General features: G+C 71.9%; 11 protein-coding genes and 1 pseudogene. 6 read left to right on the plus strand and 6 right to left on the minus strand.

Going from position 1 to position 14002, the window contains the following annotated elements:
- Window positions 1-72: 72 nt before the first annotated feature.
- The 4 genes from ABZU99_RS08780 to ABZU99_RS08795 all read right to left on the minus strand — a co-directional run bounded on the left by ABZU99_RS08780 (window position 73) and on the right by ABZU99_RS08795 (window position 5742).
- Complete coding sequence (locus ABZU99_RS08780; RefSeq protein WP_356044607.1) at window positions 73-1266, minus strand: sugar ABC transporter permease; 1194 nt, start codon at window positions 1264-1266, stop codon at window positions 73-75.
- Entirely contained in the window at window positions 1263-2045 is a 783-nt protein-coding gene (locus ABZU99_RS08785; RefSeq protein ID WP_356044609.1) for an ATP-binding cassette domain-containing protein, read from the minus strand. Before ABZU99_RS08785 ends, ABZU99_RS08780 begins: the two co-directional genes overlap by 4 nt.
- A gap of 83 nt (window positions 2046-2128) precedes the next feature.
- A complete protein-coding gene (locus tag ABZU99_RS08790; RefSeq protein ID WP_356044611.1) occupies window positions 2129-3265 on the minus strand; it encodes a substrate-binding domain-containing protein in 1137 nt (378 codons plus the stop codon).
- Window positions 3253-5742, minus strand: a complete 2490-nt coding sequence (locus tag ABZU99_RS08795) for a SpoIIE family protein phosphatase (RefSeq protein ID WP_356044613.1) — start codon at window positions 5740-5742, stop codon at window positions 3253-3255. Before ABZU99_RS08795 ends, ABZU99_RS08790 begins: the two co-directional genes overlap by 13 nt.
- Before the next feature lie 374 nt (window positions 5743-6116).
- On the opposite strand from ABZU99_RS08795, the gene ABZU99_RS08800 reads away from it, so the two are divergent.
- Both ABZU99_RS08800 and ABZU99_RS08805 read left to right on the plus strand, forming a co-directional pair.
- The gene (locus ABZU99_RS08800) at window positions 6117-6437 is read left to right on the plus strand and encodes a hypothetical protein (RefSeq protein WP_356044615.1); all 321 of its coding nucleotides are present in this window, start codon (window positions 6117-6119) and stop codon (window positions 6435-6437) included.
- Between the two features lie 228 nt (window positions 6438-6665).
- Window positions 6666-7604 (plus strand): annotated as a pseudogene (locus ABZU99_RS08805) (ATP-binding SpoIIE family protein phosphatase); the annotation flags it as partial.
- A gap of 61 nt (window positions 7605-7665) precedes the next feature.
- Here ABZU99_RS08805 and ABZU99_RS08810 read toward each other — a convergent pair.
- Together ABZU99_RS08810 and ABZU99_RS08815 are read right to left on the minus strand one after the other, a co-directional pair.
- On the minus strand, window positions 7666-8091 hold the full coding sequence (locus tag ABZU99_RS08810) for an ATP-binding protein (RefSeq protein WP_356044617.1): 426 nt from the start codon (window positions 8089-8091) through the stop codon (window positions 7666-7668).
- A 6-nt stretch (window positions 8092-8097) separates the two neighbouring features.
- A complete protein-coding gene (locus ABZU99_RS08815) occupies window positions 8098-9051 on the minus strand; it encodes a YihY/virulence factor BrkB family protein (protein WP_356044619.1) in 954 nt (317 codons plus the stop codon).
- 161 nt (window positions 9052-9212) lie between these two features.
- Here ABZU99_RS08815 and ABZU99_RS08820 point away from each other — a divergent pair, with 161 nt between their 5' ends.
- The 4 genes from ABZU99_RS08820 to ABZU99_RS08835 are packed head-to-tail and all read left to right on the plus strand — an operon-like array spanning window position 9213 to window position 13975.
- Window positions 9213-10727: an FMN-binding glutamate synthase family protein gene (locus ABZU99_RS08820; protein ID WP_355944712.1), complete on the plus strand. Its 1515-nt coding sequence runs from the start codon at window positions 9213-9215 to the stop codon at window positions 10725-10727.
- Between the two features lie 15 nt (window positions 10728-10742).
- Window positions 10743-12476, plus strand: coding sequence for a thiamine pyrophosphate-dependent enzyme (locus ABZU99_RS08825; protein ID WP_356044621.1), 1734 nt, complete (start codon window positions 10743-10745; stop codon window positions 12474-12476).
- A gap of 57 nt (window positions 12477-12533) precedes the next feature.
- On the plus strand, window positions 12534-13319 hold the full coding sequence (locus tag ABZU99_RS08830; RefSeq protein ID WP_356044623.1) for an MBL fold metallo-hydrolase: 786 nt from the start codon (window positions 12534-12536) through the stop codon (window positions 13317-13319).
- Entirely contained in the window at window positions 13316-13975 is a 660-nt protein-coding gene (locus ABZU99_RS08835) for a VTT domain-containing protein (protein ID WP_356044626.1), read from the plus strand. The genes ABZU99_RS08830 and ABZU99_RS08835 overlap by 4 nt, the downstream gene beginning before the upstream one ends.
- Window positions 13976-14002 lie beyond the last annotated feature (27 nt).

Consider the following 14002-nt stretch of genomic DNA (forward strand, 5'->3'; position numbering starts at 1 on the left):
GCGTCCCCATGCGGCGGTCCACTCGGGGAGGACGGCATCGCCGCCCGGCTCACGCCCTGGCCCGGCGCTTCGTCACAGCCGGCCGTGGGCCTTCTGGGCCCGGCGGGAGACCGAGTCGATGACGACGGCCACGAGCAGCACACCGCCGGTGATCATGAATTGCACGGCGGCCTGGATGTCCATGAGGGCCACGCCCGAGGCGATCGACTGGATGACCAGCACGCCGAGCAGCGCGGACCAGATGCTGCCGCGGCCGCCGAAGAGGCTGGTGCCGCCGATGACGGCCGCGCCGATGGCGTTCATCAACAGGTTGTTGGAGACGGAGGTCTGGCTCACCGAGCTGACCCGTGAGGCCAGGAAGAGGCCGCCGATCGCGGCCATCGTCCCCGACATCATGAACGCCGAGATTCGCACCAGCACCACGTTGATACCGGCGCGGCGGGCGGCTTCGGCGTTGCCGCCGACGGCGAAGATCATCCGTCCGTAGTCCGTGCGGCGCAGCACATAGTCGAGGCCGAGGAGGACGACGAGGAAGATCAGGAGGGCGAGCGGCAGGCCCTGGAACTGGTTGAGCACATACGCGGTGGCGAAGGCGATCACGGCGAGCACCCCCGTGCGCACGGCGATCTCGCCCCGGTGCCGGTACGGCACTCCGGCGCCCTGGCGGCGCCTGGCGTCACGCTGGGCCGCCAGGAAGTATCCGGCCGCGCCGATCGCCGCCAGGCCGTACGCGGCGGCGATATCGGTGAAGTAGTAGCTGGTCAGCTTGGCGACCGGGCCCTCGTCGTCGATGTTGATGGTGCCGTACGTCCCCATCACGTACAGCATCAGGCCGTACCAGCCCAGCAGTCCGGCGAGCGTGACGACGAACGCGGGGACGCCGACCTTGGCGAAGAAGAACCCGTGCACCGCTCCGACGGCGGCTCCGCAGGCGGCGGCCAGCAGGACGGCGGGCAGCTCGGCCATGCCGTGGAGGACGTTCAGCACGGCGAACGTGGCCGCCGCCAGCCCGCTCACCGAGGCGACCGACAGATCGATCTCGCCGACCAGCAGGACGAAGATGACGCCGGCCGCGATCATGCCGGTGCCGACGATGTCGACGCTGAGGTTGGAGAGATTGCGCGGGGAGAGGAAGTTCTGATTCAGGGTCTGGAAGATGATCCAGATCGCGAAGAGGCCGAGCACGACCGGGACGGAGCCGAGTTCGCCGGCGCGGAGCCTTCGGGTGAGCGCGCCCGCGTAGCCGCCGGCGCCGTGTCGGCTCACAGTTCCCCCTCCGGGGCCCTGCGCCGGGTCACGGCGTTGTCCGAGGCGCCGGTGATGGAGGAGACGATCTGCTCCTGGGAGGTGGTCGTCACGTCGAAGAACCCGTTGTTGCGTCCGAGGCGCAGCACGGCGACGCAGTCCGCGACGGCCTTGACGTCGCCCAGGTTGTGGCTGATGAGCAGCACGCCGTGGCCGCGTTCGCGGAGCCGGTCGACGAGGTCGAGGACCTGGGCGGTCTGTTCGATGCCCAGGGACGCGGTGGGCTCGTCCAGGAGGAGGAGCTGGGGTTCGCCGAGGAGTGCGCGCGAGATCGCGACGGTCTGGCGCTGGCCGCCGGAGAGGGAGGCGACGGGGCGGCGGACATCGGGGATCCGGATGGAGAGTTTGTTCAGCAGCCCCAGGGTGCGGCGCTCCATCTCCACCTCGTCGAGGACGCCGACCTTGCTGATCTCGCGGCCGAGGAAGAGGTTGCCGACGACATCGAGGTTGTCGCAGAGCGCGAGGTCCTGGTAGACGGTGGCGATCCCGAGGTGCTGGGCGTCGTGGGGGCGGCCGACGTGGACGGGCCGGCCCTCCCATTCGAGGACGCCCTCGTCGGCCGGCTCGACGCCCGAGATCACCTTGATCAGGGTGGACTTGCCGGCGCCGTTGTCGCCCACCAGGGCGATGACCTCACCGGCGTGGATCTCCAACTCGACGTCCGCGAGTGCTTGGACCGCGCCGAACCGCTTGAAGACGCCCCGCAGCGCGAGCAGGGGCGGGGCTGACGGATGAGCCATCTGCTCCTCCCTTCTGAGCGCGGAGGCCGCCCGGACGCTCCTCGCGTCTCACCTGATGAGGCCGGGTCACCTGAGAGGCCGGGTCATCTGATGAGGCCGGCCTTCCGGCAGTCGGCCATGTACTTCGGTGTACATATCTGGTCAATTGTGTACATGCCGTCCTTGATGAGAGTGCTCTTGATGTTCCGCGCGTTCAGCGCGATCGGCTTCAGCAGGACGGCGGGGATCGCCCGAGTGGTGGAATTTCCGACCCTCTCCTTCGCGATGCCGTCGAGCGACTCGCCGTGCCCCAGCGCGACGGCCATGGCCGCGGCGGCGTCGGCCTCGGGCTTGAAGGGCTTGTAGACGCTCATGTACTGCTCGCCCGAGAGGAGCCGCTGCACGGCCCCGAGTTCGGCGTCCTGGCCGGTGACGGGCGGGAGCGGATGGATCCTGGCGGCCTTGAGGGCGGCGATGACTCCGGCGGCGAGGCCGTCGTTCGCCGAGAGGACGCCGTCGATGTCGTGGGCGCCCAGGGCGGCGATGGCCCCGCTCATGTTGAGGTTGGCGTTCTCGGGCCGCCAGCCCACGGTCTCGTACGACTTGCCGATCCTGACCTTGCCGCGGAGGGCGGAGAGCGCGCCCCGCTCGAACCAGCCCGCGTTGGGGTCGGTCGACGAGCCGTTCATCATGACGATCTGCTTGTGGCGCGTGTCGGGGCCGAGCGCCCTCAGCAGCGCCTCGCCCTGGAGCCTGCCGACCTGCGCGCCGTCGAAGGAGACATACCCGGAGACGGGTCCCTCCGCGAGACGGTCGTAGGCGACGACCGGGATGTTCGCCCGGTGCGCCTTGACGACCGAGGAGCGGGCCGCCTTGCTGTCGACCGGGTCGAGGATCAGGACCTCGACCCCGTTGGCGATCATCGCGTCGACCTGATGCTGCTGGTTGGCCGTGTCGTGCTGGGCACTGGCGTACTCGACCCTGCAGCGCGGACACAGCTCCTTGACCTTCTTCTTGATCAGGGGCTTGTCGAAACGGTCGAAGCGGGCGATCTCGTTGTCCGGGAGCAGCAGGCCGATGCGCAGGCCGCCGCCGTGGGGCCCGCCGTCCGGCTCGTGCACCTGGGCAGCCTTGCCGCAGGCGGCGAGGGACACGGACAGGCCCAGCCCCACCACGAGGGTGATGGCGGTGCGGAGGCGGTCGCGCGGCCGGCGCGGGCTAAGCCGGCTCAGCCGGCCCATGGGACCGGCCTCCCCGTGTCGTCCTGTGAGGAGGAAGGCTCTCTTGGGCAGGGTCGTTCGCGCAGGGCGGACGGGTCCCGTACGGACGACAGGGCGATCTCGGCCCAGACCTGCTTGCCTCCGCTGAGCGGCACCGAACCCCAGGCCTGCGAGACGGCGTCCACGAGCAGCAGACCGCGCCCGCCGGTGGACTCCCAGTCCACGCTGGTGGGCTTGACGGGGGTACGGGGCGACCGGTCGCTGACCGCGATCCGCAGCCGGTCCGCGGTCAGCGTCAGATGCAGATGCACCTCGCCCTGGGTGTGCACCAGGGCGTTGGTGACCAGCTCGGAGGTGATCAGCAGCGCCACGTCCTGCTCCTCCTTCACGCCCCAGGAGCGCAGGGTGCGCGCGGTGAAACGGCGGGCGTGCATCACGGCGTCGGGCAGCCGCCACACGGTCCAGCTGGCGCGGACGGGCTTCACCCGCAGTCCGTCGTAGCGCAGCAGCAGCAGCGCGACATCGTCATCGCGCCGGTTCGAGCCGCCGAGCAGCTCGTCCGCCACGTGGCCGGGGTCGGCCGGGTCGGCGCGGGCGAGCGCCTCGCGCACCTGGCGTACGCCGTCCTCCAGGTCGAGCCGGGCGGATTCCACCAGGCCGTCCGTGAACAGGGCGAGCAGGGTGCCGGAGGCGAGCCCGGTCGAGGTCATCGGGAAGTCGGCCTCGGCGATGACGCCCAGCGGCGGGCCGCCCTCGACCATCAGCTCTTCTGTCGTGCCGTCCGGGCGGCGCAGCAGCGGCTGCATATGTCCGGCCCGGACGAACAGCGCCTCGCCCTCCTGCATGTCGAGGTCGACATAAGAGCAGGTCGCGAAGAGATCGGTCTCCATGCCGACAAGCAGCCGGTTGGCGTGGGAGACGACCACATCGGGCGGATGGCCCTCCACGGCGTAGGCCCGGATGGCCGTGCGCATCTGGCCCATGATGGTGGCGGCCGCGGCGCTGTGGCCCTGGACGTCCCCGATGACCAGCGCGACATGGCCTTCGGTCAGCGGGATCACGTCGTACCAGTCGCCGCCCACCTCCAGGCCCATCGTCGCGGGCAGATAGCGGGTGACCGCCACCGCGCCGGGCAGCACCGGCAGCTTGCGGGGCAGCAGGCTGCGCTGGAGCATCGTGGCGAGCTCGTGCTCGGCGTCCAGCGCGTGGGCGCGTGCCAGGGCCTGGCCCACCAACCCCGCGGTCGCCGTCAGCAGGGAGCGCTCCTGCGGTCCGAACTCGTGCCGCTCGTCCCAGCCGATCAGGCAGACTCCGACGATCCGGCCGTCCGCCGGGAGCGGCAGAAGCGCGAGCCCGCCGGGGCCGATGCCCGCGAGGCCGGGTTCGAGGTCGGCACCCGGGGGCCATACGCTCACATGGCCCTGGCGCAGCGCCTCCGTCAGCGTGGGCAGGGCGTGGGTCGGCGTGTCCGGCCATTCGGACCGCCAAGCGGAGCGCCACACCTCCGGCCAGGCGGTGGGCTCCGCGGGGGTGAGGACGCTGACCACCAGCTGATCGGCCTGGAGCTCGGCGACCACGATCCGGTGGGCCCGCAGCGGTTCGCGCAGCGCGCTCACCACGGCCTGGCCGACGTCCCGGACGCTCGTCGCACCGGCCAGGGCGGCGGACAGCCGCTGCACCATGGACACCTCGTCGGCGCTGGGCCGCAGGTACGAGGCCTCCGCGACCACGGCCAGGACGCGCTCCGGTGTGCCGTCCGCACCCGCCTGGACCCGGCAGCGCAGGCTCAGCCAGCGCAGCTCCCCGTTGGGCCGGCGGATACGGAAGTCCAGCTGGGAGGTGGCCGCGGTCAGCCGGCCCGGCTCCACGATCGCCATCAGGGCGGGAAGGTCGTCCGGGACGGTGCTCTCCAGCAGGGTCTCCACCCGGCCGTCGAAGTCCTCCGGCGCGATGCCGAACAGCTCCAGCGTCTGCGCGTCGGCGGTCAGCTGCCCGGTCTGCGGGAGCAGGACGAACGCGCCGGCCCCCAGGCGGTCCAGGGAGGGCGTCGGCGGGGGCTGGAGGTGCGGGTGTCCCAGGGCCGCCCTCGGGCCGGACGCCTCAAGCCCGGCGGCCACATGCTCGGCGCAGAGCTCGATGAAGCTGCGGCGGTCGGCGTCGATCCCGCCGGGCGCCTCGTCCACGACCACCAGGCACCCCAGCGGCGTCCCGTCCCCGCCGAGCGGCACCACCCCCAGCGAGACGCCGTGCGGCAACCCCAAGTCCGCGCCCGGGGGGCCGTAGGCAGCGAGTTCGTCCGCGCTCAGCCACAGCTGGTGGCCGGTGCGGAAGGCATCGGTGACGGGGGTGCGCTCGGACAGGTGATAGCTCGCCGGCAACGCGTAGGGGCCGCCGGGGCCGCGTACCGTGTCGGCCAGCCGCAGCTCGGCGCCATCGGCGTCCAGCGTGTAGACGGCGACCAACGCGGCCCCCGTGAACGACAGGACATGCCCGGTCACAGCCGCCTGCACCGCCTCCGTGCGCGGACCGCCGGTCTCGTGGGCGGGCCCGGGCCGTTCATCCGCCTCCGCGCGGGGACCGATCGTGGTTGGCGCCGGGGCCTTCAGAGCCGCGCCTCCTGGAAAGGGACAGCGCTCATATCCAAAGCATGGCACAGGTGGAGGAATCAGGTCATCTCCGGGTCAACCCGTATCCACCGGCTTCTCCCCCCGGCCCCGGACACCGATCCGGACAGGGCCCTGACCAGGCCGGACAGCCATGGACTGTCCGGGACGGCCATGGCTCTTGCCCTGCTGAATCCATGTTCGCCAGCCTTGCGTCCTGTCGGCCGGGGCCAGCTCGGTTGGACCGTTTTGTGGATGAGGAGTACGTCATGCGTGTCCGTTCCGCTCTCGTCGCCGGGCTCGGGGGAGCCGTTCTCGCCCTGGGCGGCGCAGCCGTCCCCGCTCAGGCTCTTCAGCAGGCCCCGCCGTCCGCGCAGTCGGTGACCTGCACCGTGGGCGTCGGCCATACCGCCGTATGGGCCAAGTGCCGCGGCAATGGCCGTGCCGTGCTGGAGTACTGGTGCAAGACGACGCCCTGGGGATCCTCCTGGCAGCACCACGTGACCAGCCCCCAGCGCATCAACGGCTCAGGCACCATCAGCCGCGAATGCGCCTATGAGGCGGCCGACCCCTACGAGTACGAGGTCTGACGGCAAGCGGGGGGCGCGGTCGACGGGGGACGCACCAACGGGGGGCGGCAGCCACCCTGGGACCCGGCCACGTGCCGTGAGTGCCAGGGTGGCTGCCGCTGATGAGCCGGGCGTCAGCACCCCTCGGCGTCGCTCCTCGGCTCATTTGAACCCCCGTGGCGGCGGGTGCATGCTGGTTCGGTAGTGCGGTCGCGATCGGTCCAGCCTGCACATCGGACGATCATCAACGCCGCCACCATGGGCCGGCTGCGGACGGCCGTCCGCACGCTGGCCGATGTCGACCTGCCCCCCGACGAGCTGCTCACCCACCTGGACGATGTGGTCAACCGGCTGGCCGCCGAGGCCGAGGTCACCGGCTCCCCCGGCGAGCCCGCCGTCCTCGGCGCCACCTGCACCTACGCGGTCTACGACCCGATCGCCCGGACCTGCACCCTCGCCCGCGCCGACCACCCGCCACCGGTCACGGTCAGCCCGGACGGCAACGTCCGCCTGCTCGACATGGATCTGGCGGCGGGACCCCCGCTGGGCCTCGGTGGCCTGCCCTTCGAGTCCATGGAGCTGGACCTGCCCGAAGGCAGCCTTCTCGTCCTCTACACCGACGGGCTGCTCGGCTTCCGCGAACGCGAACTCGACAGCGCGCTGGAGCAGTTGTGCCGGACCCTCGCCGCACCCGCGCCCACTCTCGACGCGCTGTGCGACCGCGTCCTCCACGACCTGCTCCCCGACCGCCCCGCCGATGACGCCGCCCTGCTCATCGCCCGCGCGCGGGCCCTCAGCGCGGACCAGGTCGCCGTCCGGGATCTCCTGTCCGACCCTGCCGCCGTCCCGGCCGCCCGCTCCTGGGCCACCCACCGGCTCGCCGCCTGGGAGCTGGAGGACGCGATGTTCACCACGGAGCTGGTCGTCAGCGAGCTGGTGACCAATGCCATCCGCCACGCCCGGGGCCCCGTCCAGCTACGGCTGATCCGCGACCACACTCTCATCTGCGAAGTCTCCGACGCCAGCAACACCGCCCCGCACATGCGCCGCGCCCGTCTCTCCGACGAGGGGGGCCGCGGCCTCCTCCTGGTCGCCCAGCTCACCCAGCGCTGGGGCACCCGCCATGCGCGCGAGGGCAAGACGATCTGGTGCGAGCAGCTCATCCCGGGTGAGGCGGTGGCCGCCTGACACATGCGGCCACGCGGGGCTGGACCGCGCCGCGGTGCCGTGGGACTCCAGGAGGACCCGCTCAGGCGGGCACGAGGCCGGGGACGACGATGGCGTGCACGGTCTTCCCGGTGAGCCGGGTCGACACCCTGACCGAGGCGGCCAGGCGGTGCACCAGGTGCCAGCCGAAGCCTCCGCCACCGGACAGATCGGGTGACCTCCAGCGAGGTGGGGTCGGATCGGCGTCGCTGACGGCTATCTCCACGCCGTCACCGAGGTCCGTCAGCTCCATGCGGCACTCCTTCCCGTGCGCATGGCGTACCGCGTTGGTCACCAGCTCGGACACCACCAATTCCACGGCGTCGCCCACCTCGGGCGCCCCGCCGAGGGGGGTCTTGCGAAGAAAGCCGCGTGCCACCCGCCGGGCCCGGCCGGCGGCGTCGGGACCGGTCGCCAGGTCACTGCTGACGCATGTGACAGCGTCGGTCAGCTCATCTGCAGCCGACATTGTCTGCTACCTCCCAACTCCGGATTGGCGGTCACCCGGTGTACGGGGGAGCCGCCGGGTGACCTCTTCACCGTCTTCCCCTCCCTCCCCAGGACATGTGTCCTTCTTCGGGGAACGCACCAGCTCCACGTTGAAGAGCGCTCCGAGCAGCAGGGCCAGATTGGACAGCCACAGCCACATCAGGAACACCACCATCCCCGCCAGCGGCCCGTACAGCCGGTGGTACGTGGGCACATGCGAGGCGTAGGCGCTGAAGCCGAGCGAGACGGCCAGCAGCAGGAGCACGGCCAGGGCACCGCCGGGCGCCATCCGGCGCACCGGGCGCGAGCGGGCGGGGCCCGAACGGTAGAGCACCAGGATCAGCACGACGGCCATGGCGACCAGCGCCGGCCAGCGCAGCGCGGCCCAGGCGGTCAGCGGGGCGCCGCCCATGTTCCAGACGCGTCCCAGCCGCCGGGCCAGATCGGCGGTCAGCAGCAGGGTGATCGTGGTGGCGAGCAGCAGGACGATGACGGCGAGGGCGGTGAGGAGGATCCGGGGGGCGGTGCGCCACACCGGGCGGTGGGCGCTCTCCCGGTGCATCGCGTGCAGGGCCCGCCGGAAGACGGCCAGATAGCTGGAGCCGGACCACAGACCGCCGATGCCGCCGATAACCACCAGCAGCCAGGCGGCGGACTGCTGCTGGGCCGTCTCGCGCAGCGCGGCGCGCAGCAGTTCACGGGATTCCGGCGGGGCTGCCTGGGTCAGGCGGTCGATGACCTCGGGTGTCGAGGAGGGCATGGACAGTCCGAGCACCGAGAGCATCACCAGAAGGACGGGGAAGAGGGCCAGCACGGCGTAGTAGGTCAGCGCGGCCGCCCAGTCGGTGATGTCCTCGTTCCAGGCCGTGACGGGGGTCCGGCGCAGCGCCGCCCACCAGCGGCCCCGCCTTCGGTCGAGCTGTTCGCGAGAGCCGCCCATGCGCCTGTGCTCCTGTTCTGGTGTGCGTGCTCCCAGCCACATGCCCGACCGGACCCGGCCTATCCCGAACGAAGAGGGGTAACCGTCGCGGCGTGCTGAGATTCGTACTGGTGGGTGGGCCCGCGCTGACCGTCGCCGCGGGCGCGGTGCTCGCATGGCTGGTGTCCCCGTGGTGGTGGCTCCTGGTGATCGTGGCGGCGGCGATGACCGCCGTCGGAGTGTGGGATGTACTGCAACGCTCCCACTCCGTGCTGCGCAACTATCCGATCCTCGGCCATCTGCGGTATCTGCTGGAGTCCATCCGACCGGAGCTCCAGCAGTACTTCATCGAGCGGAACTACGACGGCCGCCCCTACGACCGTGATGTGCGCAGCATCGTGTACGAACGGGCGAAGGGCGTCGACGCCGAGGAGCCCTTCGGCAGCGAACGGGATGTCACCGCCCCGGGCTATGAGTTCCTGGTCCCCTCGCTGGCGCCCAAGGCCACCCCCGACGAGCCGCCCACGGTCCGGGTCGGCGGCCCGGACTGCGCGCGCCCCTATGAGATGGCGCTGCTGAACATCTCGGCGATGAGTTTCGGATCGCTGTCGACCAACGCGATACTCGCCCTCAACCGCGGGGCGGCCCAGGGCGGCTTCGCGCAGGACACCGGCGAGGGCGGCCTGTCGGAGTACCACCTGCGCCATGGCGGCGATCTGATCTGGGAGATCGGTACCGGCTACTTCGGGTGCCGGACGGCCGACGGTGACTTCGAACCGGCGAAGTTCGCCGAGAAGTCGGCCCATGAGCAGGTGAAGTGCGTGTCCCTCAAGCTGTCGCAGGGCGCCAAGCCGGGCATGGGCGGGGTGCTGCCGGGCAGCAAGGTCAACGCGGAGATCGCCCGGGTGCGGGACGTGCCCCAGGGGCGGACGGTGGTGTCACCGCCCTACCATCGGGTGTTCTCCACGCCGCGCGGACTCGTGCGGTTCATCGGCCGGATGCGCGAGCTGTCGGGCGGCAAGCCCACCGGTTTCAAGCTGTGCCTCACCTCCCGCCACCAGTTCCTGGCCATCTGCAAGGCCATGCTGCGTGAGGGCGTCACCCCCGACTTCATCGTGGTCGACGGGGCCGAGGGTGGCACCGGCGCGGCCCCGCTGGAGTTCGCCGACCATGTGGGCACGCCGCTCACCGAGGGTCTGATCACCGTGCACAACGCCCTGGTCGGGACGGGGCTGCGGGACCGGATCCGGATCGGGGCCAGCGGCAAGGTCGCCACCGGCACCGACATGGTCAAGCGGATGCTCCAGGGGGCCGACTACACCAACGCGGCGCGGGCGATGATGTTCGCCACCGGCTGCATCCAGGCCCAGCGCTGCCACACCAACACCTGCCCGGTCGGGGTGGCCACCCAGGATCCCCGGCGGGCCCGCGCCCTGGACGTGGACGACAAGTCGGCGCACGTCGAGCGGTTCCAGCGGGCCACGGTTCGTAGCGCGATGCAGATCATGGCGGCCATGGGCCTGGAGGACCCCGCCGGGCTGCGCCCGCACATGCTGCGCACCCGGGTGGACGCGTTCAGCGTCCGTTCCTACGCGGAGCTGCACGAATGGCTGGCTCCCGGACAGCTGCTCGCCGAGCCCCCGGCGACCTGGGCCGAGGACTGGGCCGCCGCCGACCCCGACCACTTCACCGTCTGAATGAGGAGATGACCCATGGCACGAACCGTCGCACAGGTGCTCGTGGACGGTCTGGAACAACTGAACGTCCGGCATGTGTTCGGCGTGGTCGGGGACGCGCTGAACCCGCTGACGGACGCCATCCGCCGCGCCGATGACATGGAGTGGATCGGCTGCCGCCACGAGGAGGCGGCCGCGTTCGCCGCAAGCGCCCAGTCACAGCTGAGCGGGACCCTGGGGGTGTGCATGGGCACCGTGGGGCCGGGCTCGGTGCATCTGCTCAACGGCCTGTACGACGCGGCCAAGAGCCACACCCCCGTGCTGGCCATCGCCGGACAGGTACCGCTGGCGGAAGTGGGCTCCGACTACTTCCAGGAGGTCGACAACGACCTGCTCTTCCGCGATGTCGCGGTCTTCCGCGCCACCGTCACCTCGCCGGACCAGTTGCCGGCGCTGCTGGAGATCGCGGTGCGCAACGCCATCGCCAAGCGGGGGGTGGCCGTGCTCAGTGTCCCCGGCGATGTGGGCGACAAGGAGGTGACCGACGACCGCCGGCCGCAGTTCTCCCTGGCACGCCACGGCACCCGTCCGGACGAACCCGCGCTGGACGAGGCCGCCGCGCTGCTCGACGACGCCGAGAAGATCACCCTGCTGGTCGGTCAGGGCGCCCGGTCGGCCCGCGAGGACGTGCTGCTCCTCGCCGACCGGCTCGCCGCCCCCATGGTGATCACCCTGAAGGCCAAGGAGGGCTTCGAGGACGAGAACCCCTTCCAGGTCGGGCAGACCGGTCTGATCGGCAACCCCGCCGCCGCCGCGGCCATGGACGACGCCGACGCTTTGCTGCTGCTCGGCACCGACTTCCCCTACCGCGACTGGTATCCGGAGGGGAAGAAGGTCGTCCAGGTGGACACGGCAGCCGAGCACATCGGCCGCCGGGTCCCCGCCCATGTGGGGCTGGTGGGCGATGTGGGGCCGACCGTACGCGCGCTGCTCGATCGGCTGACCGCGCGCGGGGACCGCGACCACCTGGACAAGGCGCGCCGGCGCTTCCAGGACTGGCAGGAGCGCCAGCGCCGCCTCGCGGCCCCGGACCACGACCGCGGGCTGCTGGGCTCGGTCCGCTCGAAGCTGGACAACCGGGACCACCTCATCCGCCCCGAGGCGCTGGCCGCCGCGGTGGACGAGGCCGCCGCCGATGACGCGGTCTTCACCTCCGACACCGGCATGGCCACCGTCTGGCTGTCCCGGTTCGTCGAGATGCGCGGCTCCCGCAGGCTGCTGGGCTCCTACAACCTGGGGTCGATGGCCAACGCCATGCCCCAGGCGCTGGGCGCGCAACTGCTGGACACCGGCCGCCAGGTGGTGGCCTTCTGCGGCGACGGCGGCCTGAGCATGCTCCTGGGCGACCTCATCACCATCCGTACCTACAACCTGCCGGTCAAGCTCATCGTCTTCGACAACCAGCGCCTCGGGATGGTCAAGCTCGAACAGGAACAGGCCGGGCTGCCCGAGTTCGGCACCGAGCTGACGAACCCCGACTTCGCGGCCGTCGCCTCCGCCATGGGCATCAACGGCATCCGGGTCACCAAACCGGGGGATCTCAAGGACGCCGTCCGCCGGGCCTTCGCCACCGAGGGCCCCGTCCTGCTGGACGTGCTGACCAACCCGGACGAGATCTCCCTGCCGCCCAAGCCCACCGTGTCCCAGGGCTGGGGCTTCGCCATCGCCAAGGTGAAGGAGCTCCTGCGAAGCCAGGGCGAGGACGACTGAGCGGGCGCCGGCCGGGGTGAGAGGATCGACCTGAACCCGACGGAGGGGAGGCACAGCGTGCCGGTGGAGATCACGTGGTGGGGACATGCCACCGCGACGGTGCAGGACTCCGGCGTACGGGTGCTGACCGACCCCTTGTTCGTACGGCGCCTCGCGCATCTGCGGCGGCGCCGGGGGCCCGTGCCACCGGCCGCCGCGGCGGTGGCCGATGTCGCGCTGGTCTCGCATCTCCACGCCGACCACCTCCACCTCGGCTCGCTCGCCCGGCTGCGGCCCGGCACCCGGCTGGTCGTGCCGCACGGCGCCGGGCGGGCGGTGCCCCGGCTGCGGCGGGTGGTCGCGGCACGCGCGCTGCGGGTCACGGAGATGCGGCCGGGGGACGAGCTCACGGTGGGCGACCTACGGATCCGGGCCGTCCCCGCCGCGCACGACGGCCGGAGGCTGCCGTACGGGCCGAGCCGGGTGCCCGCCCTGGGGTTTGTGGTGCGCGGCGAGGCGACGACGTACTTCGCGGGCGACACCGGGCTGTTCGACGCGATGGCGGAGGCGGTCGGCCCGTGCGATGTGGCGCTGCTGCCGGTGGGCGGCTGGGGCCCCTACCTGGGCCACGGCCATCTCGACGCGAGCCGGGCGGCGCGGGCGCTGGCGCGGCTGGGGGCGCGCAGTGCGGTGCCGGTGCACTACGGGACGTACTGGCCGATCGGTATGGACGCGGTCCGTCCGCATGAATTCCACGCACCGGGCGACGACTTCGTACGGCACGCCGGGCGGCTGGCCCCCCAGGCGGCGGTGCACCGGCTGGGGCACGGGGAGAGTGTCCGGCTGGAGCCGGCCCGGCCATGACGGTGTTACCGGATCTGACCGAGCTGGCGCGGAGTCTGCCGTCGGAGTCGGCCCAGCAGGCGGTGGGCTATCCCTCGCTGTTCGTGCTGGTGGTGCTGGGGTCTTTGGTCCCGGTGGTGCCGACGGGCGCGCTGGTCAGCTCGGCCGCCGTCGTCGCCGTCCACCAGTCCACCCCCGCGCTCTCCCTCCTGGTCGTCTTCGCGGTGGCCTCCCTGGCGGCCTTCCTCGGCGACGTCGTCCTCTACTGGCTCGGCCGGCGCGGCGTCCGCTCCAAGAACGGCTCCCGCTGGCTGACCCGTATCCACGACCGCGCCGCCCCCGAACGCCTCGCACAGGCGGAGGCGCGGCTGACCGAGCACGGGGTGGCGGTGCTGGTCGTCTCCCGGCTGATTCCGGCGGGCCGGATCCCGGTGATGCTGGCCTGTCTGCTGGCCCGGATGCCGATGCGCCGCTTCGCCCGGGGCGCCGGACCGGCGGCGCCGGCCTGGGCCGGGACGTATCAGCTGATCGGCATCCTGGGCGGCTCGCTCTTCCGCGAGCCCTGGGAGGGCGTGGCGGCGGCCGTCCTGCTGACGATAGCGATCAGCATCGCCCCCTCCCTCCGGCGCCGGCTCCGCTCCCGCCGCCGCACCGCCTCCAGCGAACCGGCGGGCTGACCCGGGGACGGGGACCCGGGCCAGCCG

Source organism: Streptomyces sp. NPDC005266 (assembly GCF_040607655.1).
GTDB lineage: Bacteria > Actinomycetota > Actinomycetes > Streptomycetales > Streptomycetaceae > Streptomyces.